The organism is Candidatus Lokiarchaeum ossiferum (genome assembly GCA_025839675.1).
In the GTDB taxonomy this organism is placed as follows: domain Archaea; phylum Asgardarchaeota; class Lokiarchaeia; order Sigyniarchaeales; family Promethearchaeaceae; genus Lokiarchaeum; species Lokiarchaeum ossiferum.
Genome location: CP104013.1, coordinates 1 through 23,021 on the forward strand (window position 1 = coordinate 1; position 23,021 = coordinate 23,021).

Consider the following 23,021-nt stretch of genomic DNA (forward strand, 5'->3'; position numbering starts at 1 on the left):
TTAACTTTAAATATTAGAGACCTCTTATTATCTTAGATTTAGTTATCAAACTCGATCTAATCTCAAAAGCATATCAAAAGTGCGACGATGTTTTGACCGACAACAAGCCAAAAACATCGATCTCGTATTGATATGGGAACGTTGAGGCATCGGTCTGATTATTGGTTCTGTTACAGAACACCACTCAGTTTGATTGGAATAGTCGGAATATCCGGGCGAATCTCCGTTCAGCATGCGTTTACGCATGAACATTGGTCCCATGGCAAAGTCTTATTCGTTTTGTAACATCTGATCAGGTTAAAGTGATCCAATGTTCGTGTTAAATTTGTACACTTCTACTTTTTGAACTACAATTAGCATTCAATTCGGATAACATGTTGTACCGACACATATATGCAAAGTAACTAGATCGTGAAATGCATATTAAGTCAAAAACAATTAATTATTGTATTAAAATTCCAGGTTATCAAAAGTCTCCCAACGATTTTGATAACCTACGAAGTAGTATGAAGACCGTTCGAGACAATTCGTCTCAGATAAGTAATCAGGGTTCGTTCCTGATTAAGGTCCATACGCCAACGCTGTATAGTGGATGTCTCGGCTTGGTATCTGATGAAGGGCGTGACAAGCTGCGATAAGCCCCGGGTAGGTGCAAGTAACCTTTGATCCGGGGATGCCCCAATGTGACATCATATATTAAGTAATGTTAATATACTCCCGTCAGGGAGAGGGAACGTGCTGAAGCGAAGCATCATAATAAGCGCAGGAAAAGAAAGCAATAGCGATTCCGTGAGTAACAGCGAGCGAAAACGGAATAGGTCAAACCGAATCCGCACGGGAAACTGTGTGGAGATGTGGAGTACGGACTCGTGTCGAGCCTCCTTGGAGAAGTTGAACCTTTCTGGAATGTTAGACCGTAGAGGGTGACAGTCCCGTAAACGTATTCCAAGTGGCTTATGGCGAGTATCCTGAGTAGCGCGGGATAGTTTTTCCGTGCAAATGTACCTGATACTAACAGGTAAACCTAAACATAACCCAAGACCGATAGCGTATTAGTACCGTGAGGGAAAGATGAAAAGCACCCAGGAATGGTTGTGAAAAGTGCCTGAAACTATACAGTTAAGACTGAAGCGGTCTGAAAGAGATAATGCTCTTCGAAGTCGCCTTGTGTGAACTTGGAGACGAGTGGAGCGGATCAGGATTGCTTCTTTATTCTAGAAACATTAGCCAGGGAGCTTATGTTAGTGGCGAGATTAAGGGGATCATCCCCGAAGTCGCAGGGAAACCAATACACCCGCAAGCCTATTATTACACTTAGTTGTGGTTTTACCGGTGCGCCGGTGGAATTCAACTTTGAAGAGATAGGTCCAGGGGTGCGGTGTGAAAGCGCCTATAGTCACTGATGTAATGCCCGAAGTCGGACGATCTAGGCCTGGTCAGGGCGAAGTGCTTCGAAAGGAGCATGGAGGTCCGATATCGTTCTGACGTGCAATTCGTTGAGTTGAACTGGGTCTAGGCGGAAAAGCCAAATCTAGTCCGAGGATGGCTGGTTCCCCTCGAAGCTGCTCAAAGGCAGGCCTCATACGAGAATGATTGTGGTGTAGAGCACTAATTCGCTTGGTACGGAGAGTAAAATCTTCGCCGGCCTCTTAAACTCCGAAGCTGCAATCTTTGTTGACTATGGGAGACGGCTTACCCGCGGTAAGCGTGGGTGGCGAGAGAGAAACAACTCAGACCTCGGTTAAGGTCCCTAAGTGTAGACTAAGTGTTAAACCGAATGGCGTCAATTTTCTAAGACAGCAAAAAGGTAGGCTCAGAAACAGCCACCCTATAATGAGTACGTAACAGTTCATTTGCTAAGAAAATTGGCCCAGAAAATGGACGGGGCTCAAGTCTACCACCGATACCGAGGGGCATACGCAGTAGTGTGTATGATCCGGTAGAGGGGCGTGGGGTTCGAGATAAAGTAGGGCTGTAAAGTCCTATGAATCGTTCTCCAGTGCAGATCCTGGCAGTAGTAACAGCTTAGATACGTGAAAATCGTATCCGCCGAAAGGTCAAGGGTTTCTTGGCAATACGTCGTTAGCCAAGAGTTAGTCGTTCCTAAGCTCATTCTTAACCGTCTTGAGCGAAAGGGAAACAGATTTATATTTCTGTACTTGGAAGGTAGGTATTCGGTGACGAACGACTGATTTGTGACGGAAGAAGATAGCTCAGGCAGGACTGTCGTTCCTGTTTAAATGTATACATCTGGGGTGTGCCTTTGCGGCGAGAACCAGATTAAAGCATGAATAGCCACCTTATTGTGGGAGGTCTGAGGCGACTCTTATTCCCACTGAAAAGCAAATCAGTAACGAACTTTCAAGACGTACCCAGAACCGACACAGGTGTACCTAAGGTGAGAAGCCTAAGGCGTGTGGAAATACAGATTGTTAGGGAAATCGGCAAAATGGAGCGGAACCTTCGGAAGAACGCTTGCTTGGAATCTTTGCTTAGGCGAGGGATTCTAAGTTGCAATAACTAGTACCACCCGACTGTTAAATACAAACATAGCTTTCTGCAAGACCGAAAGGTTGTGTACAGAAAGTGAATCCTGCCCAGTGCAAGTCAGTCAATACCCGGTTCAACGGGAATAAGCTCTTGTAAACGGCGGGAGTAACTATAACTCTCTTAAGGTAGCCAAATGCCTTGTCGTATAAGTAACGACGTGCATGAACGGATCAACGCGGTGGTAACTGTCCCAACATTCTACTCCGTGAACCTACAGGACGGCGAACGGTCCGTCACACACCGTTGGGAAGAGAAGACCCCATGGAGTTTTACTGCAGCTTGTTCTTGACATACTCTTTTACATGCAGAGTGTAGCTGGGAGCGTAGATATTGTGCTTTCGGGTGCAATGGAGCAATAATGGAACACCAGCCTTGTAAAGGGGCATGTCTAACTCGGAAGACGCTTCCGAGGACACGTGCAGGTGGGCAGTTTCGGTGGGGCGCCAGACCTTGGAAAAGATATCCAAGGTACCCTAAGGTCAACTCAAACGGGACAGAAATCCGTTGAAGAGTGGAAAGGCAAAAGTTGGCCTGATGGGACCCTCGACAGCAAGGGGTCCCGAGACGAAAGTCTGGCTTAACGATCCTTTACAATCTTTTAGTAGGTGGTAAAGGTGATAGAAAAATTACCCTGGGGGTAACAGAGTTGTCGCAGGCAAGAGTTCATATCGACCCTGCGGCTTGCTTCCTCGATGTCGGCTCTTCCTATCCTGGACATGCAGCAATGTCCAAGGGTGGGGCTGTACGCCCATTAAAAGGGAACGTGAGCTGGGTTTAGACCGTCGTGAGACAGGTCGGATTCTATCTAACGGTGTTGTTGGGAATTTGAGAGCAGCGTGCGTCCAGTACGAGAGGAACAACGCGCGGTCGCCTCTGGTGAGGGGTTGTTCGACAGAGCATGCCCCACAGCTACGCGGCAAATCATAAATGCTGAAAGCATCTAAGCATGAAGGATGCCTCGAAACTAGATTCCCATTCTTAACTATTTTAATAATTAACTGGCCGGTAAGAGAACCTCTGCGTTGCCGCGTGGAGTAGTATTGCCGGCAAAGGATTATGGGCGGGGGCTGGTGACAGCAACCGCATGATTAAGACGAGCTCACCCGTAAAAGACGGGGTAGGTGAGTCAGGCGGTGTAAACACGAAGCTTTTGCGACGTGCGTAGCCGGCCGATCTCAATAGAGCGAGTGTTTGGACTGGAAAAGGAACATATGGACCCTGGCTTTGAATCAGCCAAGGAACCGGATTTCATACAGAGCTAATACAATGGTACAACAGGACTTTGCCATGGACTGATTTTACTCTCTCCTCCTTATTTATCCCCTCCCAAGAAAAAGTGTCTCTTTCTTCGAAAAGCGCTTGGGCTGTTTTGGGACAAAACTTAAAATAGACTTTTCCTTCAGTAAACTTCTTATTCTATTCTGCTAATCTGCCAATTTTGTAAACTTGATATCATCAGGTGCGGATGCATGCTATTTAATCTTTACCTTTGCATATCTTTATATAGCTGGTGTGATTATATAGTTTGTAAGTGAGTCATCACTTATACCTAACCCATGTCTTTATCGGCGTGAGTGTGGATCACGGCATAGCCATTGATATGAAACACTCCTTTCCATCGACTTGGGAAAACATATGAAGTCCTTTTACACAGTAGGGGGACCGATGTAGTTACAACGAAGCAACGGGCAGGTAAACTCTCTGAGTTAACCTGCCAATTCTTAAACTTAAGTTTATAACGATAGCGAGATAATTTAACATTTGGAAGGATCGAGAACGAATTAATAACTCTGGTTGATCCTGCCAGATCCGACTGCTATCCGGGTAAGACTAAGCCATGCAAGTCGAATGGAACAGCTTGTTCCATGGCGAGACTGCTCAGTAACAAGTGATCAACTTACCCTTCAGTGGAGCATAACCTCGGGAAACTGAGGCTAATTCTCCATAGTTGGAACTGCCTGGAAGGGTTTTCCATCAAAAGATATTCCCAATTGCGGGATGTTCGCTGAAGGATAGGATCGCTTTCGATTATGGTAGTTGGTGAGGTAATGGCTCACCAAGCCTATGATCGATAAGGGCCGTGAGAGCGGTAGCCCTGAGATGGATACTGAGACAATGATCCAGGCCTTACGAGGCGCAGCAGGCGCGAAACCTTTACAATGCACGTCAGTGTGATAAGGTTACCGGAGTGCTAAGAGAACAACTTTTGGCTGTTATAGGTGTGTAAATAACCCTATGAGAAAGGAGAGGGCAAGGCTGGTGCCAGCCGCCGCGGTAAAACCAGCTCTTCAAGTGGTCGGGAATTTTATTGGGCTTAAAGTGTCCGTAGCCGGTTTGAACAGTTCCTGGTTAAATCTGGTAGCTTAACTATCAGTCAGCTAGGAATACTATCTTACTAGAGGGTGGGAAAGGCTTGGGGTACTCCGGGGGTAGCGGTGAAATGCGATAATCCTCGGGGGACCACCAGTGGCGAAGGCGCCAAGCTGGAACACGCCTGACGGTGAGGGACGAAAGCCAGGGGAGCGAACGGGATTAGATACCCCGGTAGTCCTGGCCGTAAACGATGCGTGCTGGGTGTTGGAAGGGCTATGAGCCGTTTCAGTGCCGTAGGGAAACTGTTAAGCGCGCCGCCTGGGAAGTACGCTCGCAAGAGTGAAACTTAAAGGAATTGGCGGGGGAGCACCACAAGGGGTGAAGCCTGCGGTTCAATTGGACTCAACGCCGGGAAACTTACCGGGGGCGACAGCAGAATGAAGGTCAGGTTGACGACCTTACCAGACAAGCTGAGCGGAGGTGCATGGCCGTCGCCAGTTCGTGCCGTGAGGTATCCTGTTAAGTCAGGCAACGAACGAGACCCACATGCTTAGTTACCACCAAGAGCCTACGGGTTTGTTGGGAACACTAAGCAGACTGCCATCATATAGGTGGAGGAAGGAGTGGGCCACGGCAGGTCAGTATGCCCCTAATCCCCCGGGCCACACGCGGGCTGCAATGGTATGGACAATGGGTTGCGACTCTGAAAAGAGAAGCCAATCTCGAAACCATATCTCAGTTGGGATTGTCGGCTGTAACCCGCCGACATGAACGTGGAATCCCTAGTAATCGTGTGTCATCATCGCACGGTGAATACGTCTCTGCTCCTTGCACACACCGCCCGTCGCTCCATCCGAGTGCAGTATAGTTGAAAGTTGGTCCTCAGGGTCGATTTAAAATTGTGCTGCGTGAGGAGGGAGAAGTCGTAACAAGGTAGCCGTAGGGGAACCTGCGGCTGGATCACCTCCACACCATTAAGTGGGGTCATAACGACCCCACTTTTCTCTTTTTATTTATTAATTTGATTATCTTAATTTCATTCAGGTTTTCATAAAAACAACTTTATTATTTCAATTATATAATTTAATCGTATATGTCAATTCCTTCATTAATGGAAAAAGTGGATATTGAGAATCTCTATCAACATGTTTTAAGACTCGAAGGTATTCGTCATCCAATTCAACATTCACAACACTTGAAAAAATCTCAAGATTATATTTATGACACCATGAAAAGTTTTGGGCTACAAACAATTCAACAAAGTTTTCATTTAAAACCCTTTTTACAAGATTTTTCTAATATTCAAGGTATGATTGTAAACGAATCTGAACCTATAATTTTGATTACATCGCACTATGACACGGTATTTAATTCTCCTGGCGCTATGGACAATGCTGGAGCTGTAGCCATTATGCTTGAATGTGCCCGAATTTTATCAGAACAATCTACTATACAGAATGTTGGATTTGTGGCTTTTACGTTAGAAGAATTTAATGCTTCTTGGGTACTGGCGCGTAATAATAAATTAATCGAACTCGGACTATATGATGAAAAGTTCCGTTGGACTACTTATGGTTATGCAAAAAAAATGCTTCATTATAAGAAACAAATCTGGCAGAACAGGCAACAAGGTTTAACTGCAAAACAATCAATAGAGCAATACTTGAATTTATTTTCCTCTAACATTTCTTCCTCAATAAGATCATTCATAGAATTTGATTTAGATTTGAATAAAAATTATGATCATATGACCATTTGGGGTAATTCTGCTTTGTATGGAAGTGAAAAATGGTTTTTAAATCGTACACCCAAAGATAACCCCATAGAAGGCGTGCTTAACATTGACGCTGTCGGGTTTCGTTCCTTTTCCAATTCTCCTCATAGTGCTATAAAGGATTTCTCAAATAATGTATCTCAATCCCCCAAAAAACCACTTGAAATAAAATCCTTACCGAAAATTCAGATAATCGCTAATCAAAGTTCAAAATGTTTAATGGATCAATATTGCAATTGTTGTACAGACTATCATTTAGATCTAGAGTTAATCAAATCCTTAACAAAAAAAAAATTAGAAGAAATTGCTAGAACTCAGCCGGATTTGATGCGATCAGATCATACAACTTTTTGGAAACGAAATATTCCCGCAATATTTATAACTGATTTTACCGAAGTACCAAATCCTTATTATCATTCTGCTGCCGATACAATAGATAAAATTGATTTTGATATTTTGAAAACACTCACTCAAGCAACCTTGGGAACAATAAAAAAGCTAAAAAAGAATTTTGATTAAAAAATCATATTCGGATCACCCCGACTTCAAAGAAACACCAAAGGTTTATTGTTTCTCCTCATTAGCAATAATTTTCTTAATCATATTTAGGAACCACGATTGGTTCACATTGTGAATTAAAAGTGACATCTTCATATTTTGAGGAAATAATGCCCATCTTATAACACGGAATCTTTGCTTCTTGCAACATTATGCTGAGATCCGAAGCAATGGAAGAATCGACTACCATTAACATTCCTCCTGATATTTCGGGTGAAAGTCCTTCAACTAGCTCATAACTCAATAATTCCGCAAGTTCTAAAGCTTCTTTTATCACAGGAAACTTCCGTACTTCCGCTCCCAAGCCCGATTCATACAAAATTTCTCGTAAATGCCCTGTAAATCCAAATCCCGTCACATCGGTCATTCCATGAATTCTGTTGGAAAACTTTCCTTCATGGATCACCTCGCATACTGGCTGATTTGAAGTGGTCATACACTTAACAGCAATATCAATGCTATCACGCAAAGAGTCAAGATTCATATCTCCGAGTAATTCTGGTTCAGAATTCAATATTCGATAGGCACCCATTATTGGTTGAACTCCCAAGGGTTTGGTTAGCAGAATGACATCTCCTTCCTTTGCTCCTTGTTTACGAATAAGATCTTTCTTCTGCATAATTGATGATGCTGATCCCCCAAATAATGGCCAAGGATTATAAATTGTATGACCTCCATCCACATCCGCTCCTAAGGGTTTGAGAAAATCCCGAATCCCGCAAATTGTTTTTTCCGCCATTATACTTGGCATATCATAGGGTATTCCCATGAAATTGCTGTAATTCGTGATGCTTAAAGCATTCAACGCGAATAAATCATTGGTTACGTTACATGCTGCAATTTGCCCCATTATATACGGATCATCATGAATTGCTGTAAAGATGTCAATATTGGAGATTAGAACTTCAGATGGATTAATTTCTTGGATTGCACAGTCTTCGGCTTTCGCTGAGGGTAATCCTGTGTTTTTTAACATTGTTGTCAATCGTGACGCCGGTAGTTTACATTTTCATCCATGCATTGAGCACTTTTCAGTGAGTTTGTAGTTTTTTATTATCTCATTATAGCTACTCATGCAATTCACCTCTAGAAAAGATAAGAAGAATAACTATTTAAACGGAGTAATTATGAAAAAAATGAATGAACGATCTAAGACAGATTATCTTCTTCTTTTTAAGTTGACGAAAACATTAACAAGAAGTTATCTAAATCGTGATTAAATATTACTAGCTTGGTTTTAATAGCTGTATTCAGTTGATATTATTGATAAATATAAACAATTATCAAATTTTGGAAGTTTTAGCTATGGTTAATAAAATGATTGGAACTAAAAATGTTAAACCGCTTGTAGAGCGCATTATTTCAGATTGGGATAATTTTGCTAAAATCAAATTTGAGAGTTGGAAGTTGTTATATCGGACTGTATCGGAATTAACTACCATTGTTAAAGATGAGGTTACGGATTGGCATGGAGAGCAGGATTTTCTGGTCCAAGGTGGTGAGATTCTTTTCCATTTACAATATGAAACAGACGTATTTTTGAAAAAATGTGAGGAACGTGCTAAATTCGAGAAAGGATGGAAAGGAACGGTCGAAGAGTGCGCTGTTGCTTTTGATGAATTTCGTAAAAAGGCAATCCCCTTATTCGTAACTTTTGCAACTCATTTAGAAACCGAAAATCCACTACGATTGGAAATTGAATCTCAAATGACTGCTCACAATTATCCCATGTTGTTATAAATTCTTCTTGGCTCAAATTTTTGCTTTTTTCTATTTTATCTCTATTTATGGGCGTTTTGAAGATTTCACTTCCATATGGATCATCATGGACATTTTGGCTTTCTTTCATTAGGTTGAATTTATATTATTTACTTGGAAATAAAGAAAAGACTGGGACTATTCAATTTCTTTTTTTATCTTAAATATATTCTAAAGAAAGAAAAGGAGATCAAAAAAACATGAAATCAAATTTAAAAAGAAAAAATGGACTTTTTTTATTCGTTGGAGTTGCTATTTATATCTTTTCTTGGGTTTTTCAAATTGAAATTTGGTATTTAATTATTCCCATAGGTTTCTTATTTATTATGGCTCTAATTGTGAGTAATAAATCTGCAAAAAAGCGAAAAGATCGTAAAAACCGATTTAAATCCTTTGCCAAAGGCTCCCAAGGAGATTACTACGATTGGTTGGTTTCTGACTAAAAAATTCCATAAAATCTCACTTTTTATTCATTTTTTTGAATTTATTTTAAATACTTACCAATACTACGCAATTGAATATTTTATTCAAATTTTTGATCGGATACCTATTTATGATAAATCAACATATACATATATATATCCGGTAGTAAAAAGGAGAATACTTAATTTGATTGAAAATGAACAGATTTATTTAATTCCTGCTAAAATATTTGAAATAATTACTTATATTTTAGTGTTATACACTTTAAATCGAAAATATAGGGGTATAAATCTTAGAAAAAGACCTCCAATTCATCAATACTTCGTTATTGGAATTTCAGCTTGGATCTTTTACATGATTTTTGACACTATCATCTTTGTCATTGCTCCACTTTCGATTTCTACACCTTTATTGTCAGAATCTCCATATCAAGGTTATTTGACAGGTTATGCTTCATTAACAATTGCGAATATTCTTAGAGATATCGCCATTTTTGGGGCAATTTGTCATGCTTGGTTTTATTGTGCGGCGGCAGTCAAAATCCAAACTGGAGTGAATTTAACCCGTAAGATTTTTGGGTCCGATGAAGAAATTCTGACAATAAATAGAAAATCTTTAACTTGGGGACATTTAGCAAAAATCTTTGGTTTTATTATTTTGATTGTGGTTGTATATTTAGATCAGATTGCAATCATTGTAAATCCCGATTCTACCATCCATGTGTCTTCAGATTGGGGGATAGGATTGATTGTCATATTGATTCTTTATACTACATCCACCATATTGATGTTCCGACAATTGGTTGCTCTGCGTAACAAGCCAATGGAAGTTGAATATAAAAAGAGAGCCAAATTTTTGGGTTGGAGTATTATTATATTTACCATTGGGTTATTTTATTGGGGTTTAACTGGTTCGCTAGTTAAATGGTTAATTTCCTGGATTCCAGATATTGCGAGTTATACAATAATATTTTTATATTTAGGGCACTTCATTTGGATGCTTTCTGGAATTTATGTATATCTTGCTTTTCGAGATGTTAATAAAACAGAATAATCATATTTATTTCACTTAGTGTGTTTTTTCTATATTTTTATTACGAATTCTCAAAAATCTGTAACAAATCAAAATATTTCAAAAATTATATATTAAGGCATTAATAGCAGTCTTACTATATTCCGTAAGTATTTCTCGAAACACCTCAAACTTACTATTTATATTCAAATATAGAAATTTTTTTTATCTTAGGTATGAAAATCTTTATCATTCTCAGAAAAAGAAAAATTTCAAATAAATTTTTACATTCAATAGAAATTGATTAATTTTGAAGGAAATAATGATGTTAGATAAAAAAGATTGGAATTTTGATCAAATAATTGATAGAATGCAAACCAATTCAATAAAATGGGATCCCATTTTTCTTAAATTTCAATTTGGAGAGAAAAATCAAGATATACTGCCGTTATGGGTCGCAGATATGGATTTTGAATCTCCTTCGGTTGTAAAAAAAGCAATGATTGAACGTGCTCAACATCAAATCTATGGTTATACCTTTACAGGACTTTCCTATTTTGAGGCACTAAAATCCTGGTATAACCGGCGACATGATTGGGAAATTGAACGGGATTGGGTGTGTACTACCCCCGGGATTGTACCCGCAATTAATTTCATTATTCAAAGATTTTCAAAACCTGGTGATAAAATCGTTATTCAAACTCCAGTTTATTATCCCTTTTCAGAAGCAATTTTAAATAACGGCCGACAACTTGTAGAAAACTCTCTTCTTTTGGAAGAAGGGCAATATAGAATGAATTTTGAAGATTTAGAATCAAAATTGAAGGATTCCCGCGTCAAAATTGTCATTTTATGTAACCCCCATAATCCTGTCGGAAGGGTCTGGACAAAAGAAGAACTTACCCGTTTTGGCAATATTTGTATTGAGAATGGTGTTTTAATACTATCGGACGAAATCCATTGTGATTTAATTATGCCAAAATTTAAACATGTTTGTTTTGCCTCTATTTCAGAAAAGTTTGCCATGAATTCAATAACATGCAATGCAGGGAGTAAAACTTTCAATCTTGCTGGATTGAAACAGTCAAATGTAATAATTCCAAATAAACGAATGCTCGCCGAATTTCGTAATCACTTGAATAATTTAGGATTAATGGGAGGTACATTATTTGGTGCGGTTTCTCTCGAAGCGGCATACAATGGTGCAGAAGCATGGCTTGATGATTTAATTTTATATTTGGCGGAAAATTTTAAATTTCTAAAACAATATCTGGAAAAAAATCTTCCGGGAGTGTCCGCTATTGAATTACAAGGAACATATTTAGTATGGGTAGATTTTAGAAATTTAAGATTAGATGCTAAAGAATTAAAACGAATAATGGAAGAAGAAGCTAAAATTGGGCTTGATGATGGTGCGATGTTTGGGGACGTTGGAGCAGGATTCCAGCGTGTTAACATTGCTTGTCCCAAATCTATTCTAAAAAAGGCTTTAGATAACATTATCCATGCATTTAAACCATACATTAGTTAAATTTTAGATTTATACTTGTTTACCAACTTTTTTTTTTATTGATTTCTTATTTCTAGTCTTTTTCTTGGGTTTTAGTTTGATGTTCTTTGCACATTTCTCATTTATAAAACATAAATCACATTTAGGCTTTGCTGTGCATATATGAGCGCAGTGTTGGACAATTAGTGCATGATATTCATTGAAAACTGGCGTTTCATTTCGAAGAGACGCATGGAATATCATTTGGAAATGATCGTAGGATTCACTCTGTTGTATTATATCCAATCTTCCAAACAAACGTTTAGTGTAGGCGTCAATCACAAAAATTGGTTTTTTGAAAGCGTATAGGATTATTGAATCCGCTGTTTCAGGACCAATTCCCTTTACAGAAAGTAATTTAGAACGTAATTCAATGATATCTAATTGACTTATGGTAGAAATGGGATTTTTCGCAAGAAAAGACATTAAATAATGGATTTTTTTGGCTTTTTGATTATAATAACCCGAAGATTTAATTAATAAAGCTAATTTCTCTTCAGAGAGCTTGTGCAAACTTTCAAAAGAAATCATTTTGTTTGATTCTAAATTGAAAAGAGCTTTTTCTGCGTTAACCCAAGAAGTATTCTGGGTTAAAATTGCCCCCAACATAATTTCCAAAACTTCTTTTGGTTGATCTGGTATATTATAGTCGTTTGGATGATAACCTGAGTAGCTCCCTCTTAGTGTAGGATTTATATTGTTTCTTGAAAGTCTGAGTAAAGGCCACCAACCTTGCGATCCATAGTGTTTCCTCAATATTTGATAGAGATTTTGAATCTCTCTTTTTATTTTCTCCATTTTCTGCATCCAATTGGTCAGGATAATTGATTTTTTTAAACCATAACTCTTGATTTTATTACGACTATATGTTGAATATTGAGTTTTAGCAATTCTACATATAATTACAACCTATAGATGAGAACTTTTAAGTAATTCCCCATGGAATATTACTTAGTTAATATTTATTCGTGGTATTTCTTACCAGGTTGTTATAAATTTGATTGAACAAAAAATTTTATCAAAAACTCAAGAATCTCCCAAAAGGACCCAAAGTTTTCTGATTTGTGGGATTGCATATTTATTCGGTCTGTGTGGGGGAATATTTGTTGGTATTTTATTAGATGACTTACATATTCTTCTCTCGACTTTTATAGCAAATGTTGTTGCTACTCTAATTGTCTACGGATTTAGTATGATATACAAGAATGCAAGTTTGTATGATCCATATTGGAGCGTACAGCCATTTATTATCGCTATAATTTGGGTGATCTTATCCCCGATTCGATCGCTTCTGATCCGTCAAGTTTTGACAATCATTGTCATCACTCTTTGGAGTTTTCGCTTAACCATTAATTGGATTAGGGGATGGCAGGGATTACAACATGAAGATTGGCGATATGTAAATTTCAGGGAGAAAAATCCAAAACTATTTTGGTTTACCAATTTAATGGGTATCCAATTAATGCCAACTATATTGGTTTACGTTGGTTGTATATCCATATATCCTGTGTTTTTTGGGACAACCCAAAATAATTTTGGTTTTTTGGATGTTTTGGGAATTATATTTTGCATCGGGGCTACGTTAATCGAATTCTTCGCTGATGAACAACTAAAAATTTTCCAGAAAACAAAGAAAAAAGGTGATATTATGAATCTCCATCTCTGGAAATATTCCAGACATCCAAACTATTTTGGAGAAATTTCATTTTGGTGGGGATTGTTTTTTATTGCTTTAGCAGTAGACCTTCAATTCTGGTGGTTAATCATTGGACCGGCATTAATCACACTTCTTTTCATCTTTATTAGTATTCCAATGATGGAAAAGAGACAGCTCTCAAACAAACCAGCATACCTTGATTATATTACTCAAACATCGATGCTTATCCCTTGGTTTCCCAAAAACAAATAATTTTTTATTAATATTTTTTTGAATATATACATGCCCTTAGTCTCTGCTTATTTATTACCTCATGGCATGCAGCTCATTCCTGGGTTGGATAAGAAAAGGTTCTCAAAATTTGAAGCTCTAACTAAGGATTTTACCACAATTAATAAACACATCAAAAAAAAATCACCGGATAGAGTTATTCTTATTTCTCCTCATGGAATTGCTTTAGAAGAATCTTTTTGCATTTTAATGAATGCCAATGCACGGGGTTATTTGCCGGAATTAAATGATTCTAATGTTGATGGGGTATTAATTAAAGAACAATTGAATATTGCTTTAGATCCAGATTTTTCTGATGATTTGTTTAAATATCTAAAAAAGAATGGAATCAAAGTTGATTCACTTGTCTTTGGATCGAAAAATTTCTATTCACCTATCGCTTGGGGGGAAATAGTCCCTTTGTATTTTCTTCAAGAATTTCTTTTAAAGGTTCCCGGCGTTATAATTACTCTTCCGCAAAGTAGATATGATTTTGCCAATTTCAAACCTAAACTTTTTGAAATGGGTGTAAAAATAGGTGAATTCTGTCAAAATTGTCCTGAACGTGTTTCTCTAATTATTAGTGGAGATTTATCTCACAAACATCAAAATGAAAGTATTTTTGGGTATCACCCTGATGGGAAAATATTTGATAATTTAATAAACAATTGGATCGCCCACCCTTCTGAAAAATCATTCTTAAAACAAGCTCAAAATCTGAATATCAGTGCTGCTTCATGTGGAATATCAACTCTTACAATTTTAGATGGTATTTTTGATACTTATTTTCGGCAGAATGGTTGTTCGTGGGAAGGTCAATTGGTAAATTACGCAGTCCCAACTTATTTTGGAATGGCTTTAGGGATATTTGAACCAAATAAACACAAAGATTAAAAGACAAATACAGTTGAATTTAAAACGAGTTTAGTGAGTTCTACTAAATTTTTACTTGTATTATATTGGGCTATTTTTATTCCAAATATAATCACATCAAACAACAAGATTCCTAGTCCCAAATTTTTAAGAATTGGATCTGATTTCGAATAAAATGTCAGGAAAGTTCCTAAAATGAAAGTTAATATGCAGTAAATGGTGCTTTTTTTAAATTTTGATCCGTAATTTTGATGATATTTCTGCAATAAATTTGCTAACTCTAAGAATTCATAAATCTGCTTTTGTTCTTTATTTTTTGGATTAGCATACAGTTTTCTTTTTTTTGTAGTAGGTAACGAATTAAAGGTTATTGCATCAATTTTTAAATGAACCATTTTCCTTTTTTCTAAGCTTCTAAGTTCCTGAATCATCCTAGAGATTAATGCTCCCGATAAGAATAAAAATCCAATGAATTTCACAAATTCAAATATTTTGAATGAATTAAGTAGCACCGAATTCAGAGAAACGATGATTATCCCAATTAAACAAGATCCCAATAACATATAGAGAATTTTTTTTTTTTGAATCGATTTTTCCAATGAGAAATAATCCTTATCTTCTTTAAGGATATAATTTTGAAATTGCGCATAAAAGAGATTTGTATTTACCCCTCTAAGTTCAAAGGTTCGTAGATTAAACATATTTTCAATATAATCGTTATTTCCTTTTTTTTCTCGATAGAGATAGGAAAACAAGATAGAAACCCCAATGCCAATTGAAAGGAATTCGATAAAGATCATAACATATATTACTGTGTTTGAGAAAAGTGCTAGCGTGTTATCAATTTGTATCCATAATACAAGAATTATAAATAATGAGAGCAAACAATAGATTAAAGTTGGTGTAAACTGATCAATTTGATTTCTTGTAATAAGAGTATTTTTTTGTTGTTCGCTCATAGTCATCCTATCTATTGTTTTGTTCGGTCAATTTGTAAATTAAACCTTTATCTCCGATTGTTTTGTTGATTTTATTAAATTCTGGAACTCCCGAAATTTAAGTTACAAAGAAGTTTTTCATCATAAAAACTTAGTTTATTCACAAGATTGTAACAAGAATTAGAGAAATTTTCATTAGGAAATTTCCAAAAAAAATGGTAATTTTTCCATTTTTGTTTAAATTTACTCGAAAAAAGTTTGTTGATAAAAATGCGATTGAGAGAACAGATCAGCATAAGCCATCAAACTAATCACAAATGATATAATCCAAAATTTTTGCAATAACCCAGGTTGAAACCAAATTGGAGTAGTATGTTGAAGATCATATAAATATGAAATCATATAAAATATTGACGATAGGATTTCAAATCCAGCAAAACAGAAATAAAGTGGATTAAATTGTACTCCCTCTTGTGACAAGTTAATCAGTAAGATAACTGTGCAAATATTCATTGTCAAATAAAATGCAAACATTCCTAATACTCCTACAAGGTGTCCTATCCTCGATATATCAATTTGAACTGACCCCATCCAAATAACACATAACACAGCCCCATAAAGAAAACTGGCCAAGAGTTTCGTGTATTTCAAATGTGAAAAATAATTAGAAAATAAATATCCTACAATAAACGATTGAAATGTGAGAAATATCGGAAATCCCGTGAATATTACTAAAGCTGTGGTATTTTTTTTATCATTTACTTGCGTTTGGGCGATAAAACTTGAAGGGTGTTTTGAAAATCGGTGATCATAGATTGTGGTTTTACTTGCTATAAACAAAAAAAACAAGCAAAAGCTTCCACTAATGATAGATATAGGTTTTATCAATTTTTGGGGAATATCAAGAAAAATATCAAACAGAACGATTAAAATTAGTCCCATTAGAGTTATTGCAATGGAAAACCTTGACCACTTATTTCTATTCCACATAGGATATGTTCATGAACGTAAGATGCTATAACAATCTTGCGAAAAGATCTATAGTGAATAGGAGACTTATATTGCTTGCAAATATCCAAATTTTTTGAAATAAGGATGCACGGTAATGGGTAAAATATGCGATTAGATATATTATCGCAGAAATGATATGAAAACCGCATGCAACTAGATAATATGAGGGAATTGTTATGTTAAATTGTTGAATATAAAACAAAAAGTTTACAATAGCGATATTTGCACCTAAATATAATCCTAACCAAAATGCTGTTGCAAATAAATGTAAAATGCGTGAAACGTCAATTGGGATTAATGTCATCATAATTACTGCAACCACAACTCCCAGAAGGACGTAGGAAATAATGATTAAATAAACATTATTTGGGTACATTGTCGATATTAAATTCGCGAGCAAGAATACAATTCCACCATAAGAAATTGAAAAACCTATGAATAAAACTGCAGATTTGACATTGGATTTACCTTTTGCATTAAGTTGACCTAAAAAACTGATGGGATTTTTAGTAATTTGATGATTATAGGATGCAAACTTGTGGGCTAGCCCTAAACTGATGTATTCTCCAATGAAAAATATTATTGCTGGCCATATATAGTTGTTTTTGGAGAGAATGAACCCTTTATTCAGAGCATACACTAATAATATTGTACAAATTGTTATACTCATCCAAAATATTTTCCATCGGGTCATCAATTTCATATTAATTTCTCTTTTCTGCCATTTAATCTCATAATCAAAGTAGAATATTAATTTTAAAGTTTTGAAGTTATTTTAATTACATTTTGCAAATGATTTATAACTTTGTTGAAATAATAAGGATCGGAAGTAATAAAATGAATACTCAATTTCCCCCTTCTCTCTTTAATTGGTGTCAAAAGATCCCTCTCAATACTAACGAGCGTCCTTCATGGGATGAATACTTTTTATTAATGGCGTTTATGGTTTCACGTCGAAGTTCATGTCTTAGAACTAAAGTTGGAGCGGTTATTGTAAAGGATAAGGATACTATTTCAACCGGTTATAATGGTGCTCCTAATCTTCAAAAAAGCTGTCTCGAACTTGGTAAATGTTATCGAAATGATAATGAAATTATAAGTGGAACTCAACTCGAAAGTTGCCGTGCTTCAGGATCTCACGCTGAATCCAATGCAATTGCTTTAGCAGCAAAAAATGGACACTCTACTGCTGATGCAACTCTCTATTTGTATGGACACAATTTTGTTTGTAATATGTGTCGGGGGATCATCTCCAATGCTCATATAAAACGGGTAGTTCATCTAAAACAAGATGGAAAAATTGAAGAAATTGATGTTCGAAACCAATGGGATACAAATATTTTAGATCAATAGCCTCTCAACAATTTGTCTAAAAGAGAAGTTCTACGGATGATTTCTATTTGTTCCAAATATCAAATTGAGCATCAAAAAATTTCATTGCTAACTTAAATTTATGTCTATACTCAGGATCAAATTTTTCAATTTGCTTGATTCGTCGATCGACAGATTCCTTTTTCAAGATTTGTTTTACTGCTGCTTTAAAATCGGAATTTAGTATATTAGATTTCATGATTTTCGAGAATTCGAAACTCTTTTGATCTTCATCGGTGATCTTATCAATTATCTCAAGGTCGTGAACAATATTTTTAAATAGAGGGTTAATTTGGGATAGAACTTCGGCGACCTCCCGAATTTTAGCAAAATATTCCTCACTGGAAATATCAAATCGAATTTTTTCAGGATTATGAGGTTGTTTTCCAATTCCTGAACGTTCTCGACTATATAGCGAGCGAAGATAATTATTACTCGCCTCAATGCGTTGTTCTGGAGGTATTGATTCGTCTGTCATGAGTTTTCGCATATAAACTTGATATTTTCCTTCGATTTTTTCAACCAATGTGGTATTCTTAGTTTTTATAAGGCGGATCTTGGGTTGGGCTTGGATAAATTCAATAATATTAAGCCATTTTTCTGCAGCGGAAGGACTTAATCCTACTTCTTTTAATTGACTTTTAGGAAATACTCCATTTTGTTTTTCAATAAATTTAAATATATCCTCAATCCGTTCTTGATTGGTCCTACGTTGTTTAACAGGAAAATCAGAATGAATGTCCTTATCTGCATTTGAACTCGAGTTTTGGACCATCAATAAATATCAATAAATCCAAGTATAAAAAGGAGATATATTATTGTATCTTTGGATCATATTAACATTTTATAGGGTATCTAATTTGTATTTTCATATGAGTAATGTTAATAAAAAGAAGAATTTGGACATATTGCAGGAAAAAAAAATCCATACAATAAAACGAATTCCCACCTTAGAGGAAATCAAACAAAAAAATAAATCAAAGTATCATAATGCTATGAATCAAATTTCAACATCTAAAAAGGAATCTGACCGAGATTTAAATAATGTTGATAAAATAGAAGATGTAAAGAAGAGATTTGCAGGAGGCGTTATGAATAAACGTCTACTCGTCAGATCTATGATGAATATTTTGGCAGAAGAAACAGATTATGAAACCCGCAATAAAGATTATTTAAAACCTAAAGAAGAACAAGTGGATTGAAAGATGATAGATGCCAATCAACAAAAAATTATTGCAAATTTTAAAATTAATCGAGATTCCTACAAATTGGGAAATATCAAGTATATTGAATTTTTCTTAACAAAAATAGACCCAGAAAATGTGGAACACCTTTTAGAAATCTTTGAGCAAAAATGGGACGAGTTATTGGATGAACATGAACTTGAAGACACTACGGATATTTCCCGATTTTATAGGTTAATTACCACATTTAAACCTGCTTTATCTTCAATAGTAAAACCTGGACAAACCTTTGATAGCATTTGTGATGTGGCGGTTGAAAGTTTCAATGGTGTTTTAAATCGGATACGAAGGCAGATAAATGATATTAAATTTCGGAATAAACCAAAAGGTGCCATATTGCCTGGGAGTAATAAATCGTTGACATTATCTTATTTTTGCACAGTTTGCAAGCAAATTTTGAATGTAGATCCGAAAAAACAAGATGAAATTCTTAATTCTGAAGACAAAGTGGAACTTCCAAAGCATTGTGATAAAGAAATGGAAATAAAAATTATCCGCAATCCCCCAAAACCTAAGGAAGAACAAATTGTCAAAGAAATAAAGATTTATCCCGCGGAATTGCTGATGGGACATCTCGATTCTTCGGAGGCACATGCAGAATATCTCAAAGTTATGAGTGTGGGAATTGATATAGGTTCTTCAACATCTCATTTGATTTTTTCACAGTTGACTTTAAAACGAGAGATGAGTTTTTTTAATCTTTCAAACCGATTTGTGACAGTCAATCGTGAGATCAAGTACGAGGGAAACATCATTTTTACCCCATTAATTGATCGGACAACCATTGATATTGAAGCTATTGTTGATTTTTGTAAGGAAGAATATAAGAAAGCAGGATTTACTCCTGAAATGGTCGATACCGGAGCTGTTGTTGTAACAGGAGAGACTGCTAAAAAACATAATGCTGCTGAAATAGTGCGGCGACTTTCATCCGAATCAGGAAAATTTGTAAGTGCGACTGCAGGTCCTAATTTTGAATCTGTTCTCGGTGCTATGGGGAGTGGAATCGTTGCCCTTTCTAAACAAAACCAAAAAACCATTCTTAATGTCGATATCGGAGGGGGCACCAGTAATCTTGCAATTTCTTCAAAAGGAACCGTACTCAGCACCGCATGTATTAATGTTGGCGGCCGTCTTCTAGGAATTGATAAAAATTTCAAAATTTGGAGGATTGATGGTCCAACAGAATTTGTCATGAAATACCTTAATATGCATTACACCCTCGGAGATATAATTCCTGAAGTGGATGTTATAAGAATTTCTCGAGAATATGCAAAAATCCTTTTAGAAGTGATGTCTGGTCGGGCACAAAGTCCCCTTGCTAAAGATCTACTGATGACTGAAGATCTCGATTTCTCAATTCCAATAGATGAAATCTCCTTTTCAGGAGGTGTTGCAGAAATGATTTATGGTAATAATGCAGAACATTTTGATGATATTGGGAGTTATCTTGCAGCTGAAATAAAAAACCTCATCACAGAAAAGGGTATAACTTTAATTGAGCCCGAAAATAAGATACGTGCTACCGTAATTGGAGCAGGTGCATTTTCTCTTTCCATTTCTGGGTCCACTTGTTATTATGATCTGAATATTCAACTACCTATGGAAAATATACCGATTATTCCAATAAACACTACCCTTGAGGATGTGCGCTTGAATTTCTCCAAAATGAGAAATGAGGTTACTTCAGCGCTCCGGAATTTTGATTTTCAGGAAGGGGAAGATGTTGTTGCATTCTATTTTAAAAATCCAATGATACGTTCTGATATTAGTTTGTTTGCAAAAGCCATTGAAAGCGCATTGCCGAATTCCATCGAAAATTCTAAAATAATTCTTATAATTTTGGGTTCTGATGGCGGAAAAATCTTGGGATTAACATTAAAGAAAGAGACTTCTATCAAGTCTAATTTGTTTTGCTTAGATGAATTAGATTTGAAGGCGGGAGATTGGATAGATATTGGGCGACCTTTAAAAGAAAGCAATGCATTTCCAATAACGATTAAGAGTTTAGTTTTCAATAAAGAAAAAAAACCAAATGGGGAATGAGTTATTATAATGTGGTGGGACTTCAAAGTCGCTTGATGGGGTTTAAAGTGAATTTAAAAGAGATCAAAAAAAAACCTCAAAGGGAAATTTTTATTAATCCTTTGAATCTCCTTTCCTTTTTATTGCTTCAATAACTTTGCCTTCACCCCAATACCAGAGCACACCTATTGGAATACAAATAATCCAACAGATTAAAAGATAAAGAAATACGTAGAATGAAATTATTTCTCCTGTAGCAACTCCATTAAACCAGTTCGTAGCCAGTTCTCCTTCAAAATAACTCGTACCCCATATTCCGGTAAAAATTGCTAAAACTATGATTTGAATGAATAGAATATGGTATGTTGAACGCCCTACCATGCGAATTCCATCAAATAATCTTCCATTTGGATTATTGGGTACGAAATGCATTACAAGTAAGATCCAAAGAGCTGAATATCCATAAACCATCAATTGATAATCTCCAAAGAGGAACTCTATGCGAAGACCTCTAAATTGATAATTTGTAATATATATTAAGCTTATCATGAAGAAACTCCAAATAAACCCATTACGGTTATCTTTTTTCCAGAATAAAGTAAGTATTATTGGTAAAGCATAAGCAACTAATATACCAAAATATAGGAGTAGTTTCAAAATTAATGGGCTTCCATTTTCAATCAATTCTGTATATAGCGTTATCAACCCTCCACCAAAAATTACTAACCCTATGTGTATCGGCAATTCTCGTTTTAAAAAGTTCTGCTTATGTTCTGCAAAATTCCACATTAGTAGTAGAGATATAATAAAGAACATCCCAATTAAAAAATAACCTACACTAAAGAAATTTGGTTGTATTGCAAGAATTGTTAAGACAAATAGGATCAATATCGCCCCAGAAAGAAGTAAAAATTTCTTGTCATTAGAAAAATGTTTGTTGGAAATTTCTTTTCTCAGAGTAAACCCTTCTGAAAACCAAAAACCTAAGGTTACTGGAAATACATAGCGAATAAAACTTAAAGCTATCCAAACCCGTTTATGCCAATAAATTATGTATTCTTCCATGGATGATATGAGATAATTTGGGCCAATCCAAGTATATAGAGCAAGTTGAATGGCTGCATCAAAAATAAACGTCAGTAAGAGTGTCCATTTTGGACTTTTCTTATAGAAATAATACAATAATGGTAGGAAAATAATTGATTGAATAACTACACTTATAAACCAATTTCCTGGGCCAGAATAGGGGAGAATTCCTAATAAATACTGAAATTCACCCCAACTGCCTGTTGTACTAAATCTTTCATTTATCATCTGACTAAAGCTACCATTGTAAAATGCAAAAACCCCAATGATGGTTGAAACAATCCAAGCAATGATAAAGGGTGCAAAATATCGAATAATCTTACCAATAAAATATTTTTTTGTGTAGAGATCTCTTAACGTTGATTGATTTTTTTTTTGAAATGAGAATCCCATGTTCATCCCCATCACAATCAAAAAGACTGGGATGGATATTCGTTCCCATAACGTGTTACCATAAGGGTGAATTAACCCCGCAGGAACGGTATGATCTACTATAACCAATAAAATCATTATCGCTTTAAGTAAATCGAGTTGAAAATATCCTTTTGGTAAATCATCTACCGGTTTTTTTTCCGAAATAAAACTATTAGAATCATCAATTTTTTCCATT

At 36.1% G+C, this 23,021-nt stretch carries 17 protein-coding genes, 2 rRNA genes and 1 pseudogene; 12 read left to right on the forward strand and 8 right to left on the reverse strand.

The features are described 5' to 3' along the window. Positions 1 to 45: 45 nt before the first annotated feature. Entirely contained in the window at positions 46 to 261 is a 216-nt protein-coding gene (locus NEF87_RS00005; protein WP_371804315.1) for a hypothetical protein, read from the reverse strand. A 303-nt stretch (positions 262 to 564) separates the two neighbouring features. On the opposite strand from NEF87_RS00005, the gene NEF87_RS00010 reads away from it, so the two are divergent. From NEF87_RS00010 to NEF87_RS00020, 3 genes are all read left to right on the forward strand, one after another. After that, positions 565 to 3,749 (forward strand): 23S ribosomal RNA (locus tag NEF87_RS00010). A 588-nt stretch (positions 3,750 to 4,337) separates the two neighbouring features. Further along, a 16S ribosomal RNA gene (locus NEF87_RS00015) occupies positions 4,338 to 5,832 on the forward strand. Positions 5,833 to 5,956: 124 nt separating this feature from the next. Continuing rightward, positions 5,957 to 7,156: a M28 family peptidase gene (locus tag NEF87_RS00020; RefSeq protein ID WP_457918091.1), complete on the forward strand. Its 1,200-nt coding sequence runs from the start codon at positions 5,957 to 5,959 to the stop codon at positions 7,154 to 7,156. A gap of 76 nt (positions 7,157 to 7,232) precedes the next feature. Here the strand turns inward: NEF87_RS00020 and selD are convergent. After that, positions 7,233 to 8,189: pseudogene (gene selD, locus NEF87_RS00025) on the reverse strand (selenide, water dikinase SelD); the annotation flags it as partial. A 311-nt stretch (positions 8,190 to 8,500) separates the two neighbouring features. On the opposite strand from selD, the gene NEF87_RS00030 reads away from it, so the two are divergent. From NEF87_RS00030 to NEF87_RS00045, 4 genes are all read left to right on the forward strand, one after another. Next, a complete protein-coding gene (locus tag NEF87_RS00030; RefSeq protein WP_371804317.1) occupies positions 8,501 to 8,935 on the forward strand; it encodes a hypothetical protein in 435 nt (144 codons plus the stop codon). Positions 8,936 to 9,153: 218 nt separating this feature from the next. Continuing rightward, complete coding sequence (locus tag NEF87_RS00035; protein WP_457918092.1) at positions 9,154 to 9,396, forward strand: hypothetical protein; 243 nt, start codon at positions 9,154 to 9,156, stop codon at positions 9,394 to 9,396. A 166-nt stretch (positions 9,397 to 9,562) separates the two neighbouring features. After that, the gene (locus tag NEF87_RS00040; RefSeq protein ID WP_457918093.1) at positions 9,563 to 10,429 is read left to right on the forward strand and encodes a hypothetical protein; all 867 of its coding nucleotides are present in this window, start codon (positions 9,563 to 9,565) and stop codon (positions 10,427 to 10,429) included. 280 nt (positions 10,430 to 10,709) lie between these two features. Beyond that, positions 10,710 to 11,918 carry a MalY/PatB family protein gene (locus NEF87_RS00045; RefSeq protein WP_457918094.1) on the forward strand — a complete coding sequence of 403 codons (1,209 nt, stop codon included), beginning with the start codon at positions 10,710 to 10,712 and terminating at the stop codon, positions 11,916 to 11,918. A 9-nt stretch (positions 11,919 to 11,927) separates the two neighbouring features. Here the strand turns inward: NEF87_RS00045 and NEF87_RS00050 are convergent, their stop codons facing one another. Beyond that, positions 11,928 to 12,734 carry a hypothetical protein gene (locus tag NEF87_RS00050; RefSeq protein ID WP_457918095.1) on the reverse strand — a complete coding sequence of 269 codons (807 nt, stop codon included), beginning with the start codon at positions 12,732 to 12,734 and terminating at the stop codon, positions 11,928 to 11,930. Positions 12,735 to 12,933: 199 nt separating this feature from the next. On the opposite strand from NEF87_RS00050, the gene NEF87_RS00055 reads away from it, so the two are divergent. Next, complete coding sequence (locus tag NEF87_RS00055; protein WP_457918096.1) at positions 12,934 to 13,845, forward strand: DUF1295 domain-containing protein; 912 nt, start codon at positions 12,934 to 12,936, stop codon at positions 13,843 to 13,845. 30 nt (positions 13,846 to 13,875) lie between these two features. Beyond that, positions 13,876 to 14,757 (forward strand): DODA-type extradiol aromatic ring-opening family dioxygenase, encoded by an 882-nt coding sequence (locus NEF87_RS00060; RefSeq protein ID WP_457918097.1) that lies wholly within the window; start codon positions 13,876 to 13,878, stop codon positions 14,755 to 14,757. On the opposite strand, the gene NEF87_RS00065 is transcribed toward NEF87_RS00060, so the two are convergent. The 3 genes from NEF87_RS00065 to NEF87_RS00075 form a co-directional block, all read right to left on the reverse strand. Continuing rightward, positions 14,754 to 15,695 (reverse strand): hypothetical protein, encoded by a 942-nt coding sequence (locus tag NEF87_RS00065; RefSeq protein ID WP_457918098.1) that lies wholly within the window; start codon positions 15,693 to 15,695, stop codon positions 14,754 to 14,756. The two genes, NEF87_RS00060 and NEF87_RS00065, sit on opposite strands and share 4 nt — an antisense overlap. A 222-nt stretch (positions 15,696 to 15,917) precedes the next feature. Then, a complete protein-coding gene (locus NEF87_RS00070) occupies positions 15,918 to 16,664 on the reverse strand; it encodes a hypothetical protein (protein WP_457918099.1) in 747 nt (248 codons plus the stop codon). A 25-nt stretch (positions 16,665 to 16,689) separates the two neighbouring features. After that, positions 16,690 to 17,388: a hypothetical protein gene (locus NEF87_RS00075; protein ID WP_457918100.1), complete on the reverse strand. Its 699-nt coding sequence runs from the start codon at positions 17,386 to 17,388 to the stop codon at positions 16,690 to 16,692. Positions 17,389 to 17,522: 134 nt separating this feature from the next. Here NEF87_RS00075 and NEF87_RS00080 point away from each other — a divergent pair, with 134 nt between their 5' ends. Beyond that, positions 17,523 to 18,038 (forward strand): deoxycytidylate deaminase, encoded by a 516-nt coding sequence (locus NEF87_RS00080; RefSeq protein ID WP_457918101.1) that lies wholly within the window; start codon positions 17,523 to 17,525, stop codon positions 18,036 to 18,038. A gap of 43 nt (positions 18,039 to 18,081) precedes the next feature. Here NEF87_RS00080 and NEF87_RS00085 read toward each other — a convergent pair whose 3' ends face one another. Then, entirely contained in the window at positions 18,082 to 18,831 is a 750-nt protein-coding gene (locus NEF87_RS00085; protein WP_457918102.1) for a hypothetical protein, read from the reverse strand. Positions 18,832 to 18,928: 97 nt separating this feature from the next. Between NEF87_RS00085 and NEF87_RS00090 the strand changes: the two genes are divergently transcribed. Further along, entirely contained in the window at positions 18,929 to 19,258 is a 330-nt protein-coding gene (locus tag NEF87_RS00090; RefSeq protein WP_457918103.1) for a hypothetical protein, read from the forward strand. A 3-nt stretch (positions 19,259 to 19,261) separates the two neighbouring features. Then, positions 19,262 to 21,346, forward strand: a complete 2,085-nt coding sequence (locus NEF87_RS00095) for an ethanolamine ammonia-lyase reactivating factor EutA (protein WP_457918104.1) — start codon at positions 19,262 to 19,264, stop codon at positions 21,344 to 21,346. A gap of 93 nt (positions 21,347 to 21,439) precedes the next feature. Here the strand turns inward: NEF87_RS00095 and NEF87_RS00100 are convergent, their stop codons facing one another. After that, positions 21,440 to 23,020 carry an acyltransferase family protein gene (locus NEF87_RS00100; protein ID WP_457918105.1) on the reverse strand — a complete coding sequence of 527 codons (1,581 nt, stop codon included), beginning with the start codon at positions 23,018 to 23,020 and terminating at the stop codon, positions 21,440 to 21,442. Position 23,021: the final 1 nt, after the last annotated feature.

What these genes read in the sequence shown, in the direction of transcription:
- NEF87_RS00080 (WP_457918101.1), top strand. Translation starts at nt 17,523, where the DNA reads ATGAATACTCAATTTCCCCCTTCTCTCTTTAATTGGTGTCAAAAGATC.
- NEF87_RS00070 (WP_457918099.1), bottom strand. Translation starts at nt 16,664, where the DNA reads ATGTGGAATAGAAATAAGTGGTCAAGGTTTTCCATTGCAATAACTCTA.
- NEF87_RS00030 (WP_371804317.1), top strand. Translation starts at nt 8,501, where the DNA reads ATGGTTAATAAAATGATTGGAACTAAAAATGTTAAACCGCTTGTAGAG.
- NEF87_RS00045 (WP_457918094.1), top strand. Translation starts at nt 10,710, where the DNA reads ATGATGTTAGATAAAAAAGATTGGAATTTTGATCAAATAATTGATAGA.
- NEF87_RS00035 (WP_457918092.1), top strand. Translation starts at nt 9,154, where the DNA reads ATGAAATCAAATTTAAAAAGAAAAAATGGACTTTTTTTATTCGTTGGA.
- NEF87_RS00095 (WP_457918104.1), top strand. Translation starts at nt 19,262, where the DNA reads ATGATAGATGCCAATCAACAAAAAATTATTGCAAATTTTAAAATTAAT.
- NEF87_RS00100 (WP_457918105.1), bottom strand. Translation starts at nt 23,020, where the DNA reads ATGGAAAAAATTGATGATTCTAATAGTTTTATTTCGGAAAAAAAACCG.
- NEF87_RS00020 (WP_457918091.1), top strand. Translation starts at nt 5,957, where the DNA reads ATGTCAATTCCTTCATTAATGGAAAAAGTGGATATTGAGAATCTCTAT.
- NEF87_RS00005 (WP_371804315.1), bottom strand. Translation starts at nt 261, where the DNA reads ATGGGACCAATGTTCATGCGTAAACGCATGCTGAACGGAGATTCGCCC.
- NEF87_RS00050 (WP_457918095.1), bottom strand. Translation starts at nt 12,734, where the DNA reads ATGGAGAAAATAAAAAGAGAGATTCAAAATCTCTATCAAATATTGAGG.
- NEF87_RS00060 (WP_457918097.1), top strand. Translation starts at nt 13,876, where the DNA reads ATGCCCTTAGTCTCTGCTTATTTATTACCTCATGGCATGCAGCTCATT.
- NEF87_RS00065 (WP_457918098.1), bottom strand. Translation starts at nt 15,695, where the DNA reads ATGAGCGAACAACAAAAAAATACTCTTATTACAAGAAATCAAATTGAT.
- NEF87_RS00085 (WP_457918102.1), bottom strand. Translation starts at nt 18,831, where the DNA reads ATGGTCCAAAACTCGAGTTCAAATGCAGATAAGGACATTCATTCTGAT.
- NEF87_RS00075 (WP_457918100.1), bottom strand. Translation starts at nt 17,388, where the DNA reads ATGAAATTGATGACCCGATGGAAAATATTTTGGATGAGTATAACAATT.
- NEF87_RS00090 (WP_457918103.1), top strand. Translation starts at nt 18,929, where the DNA reads ATGAGTAATGTTAATAAAAAGAAGAATTTGGACATATTGCAGGAAAAA.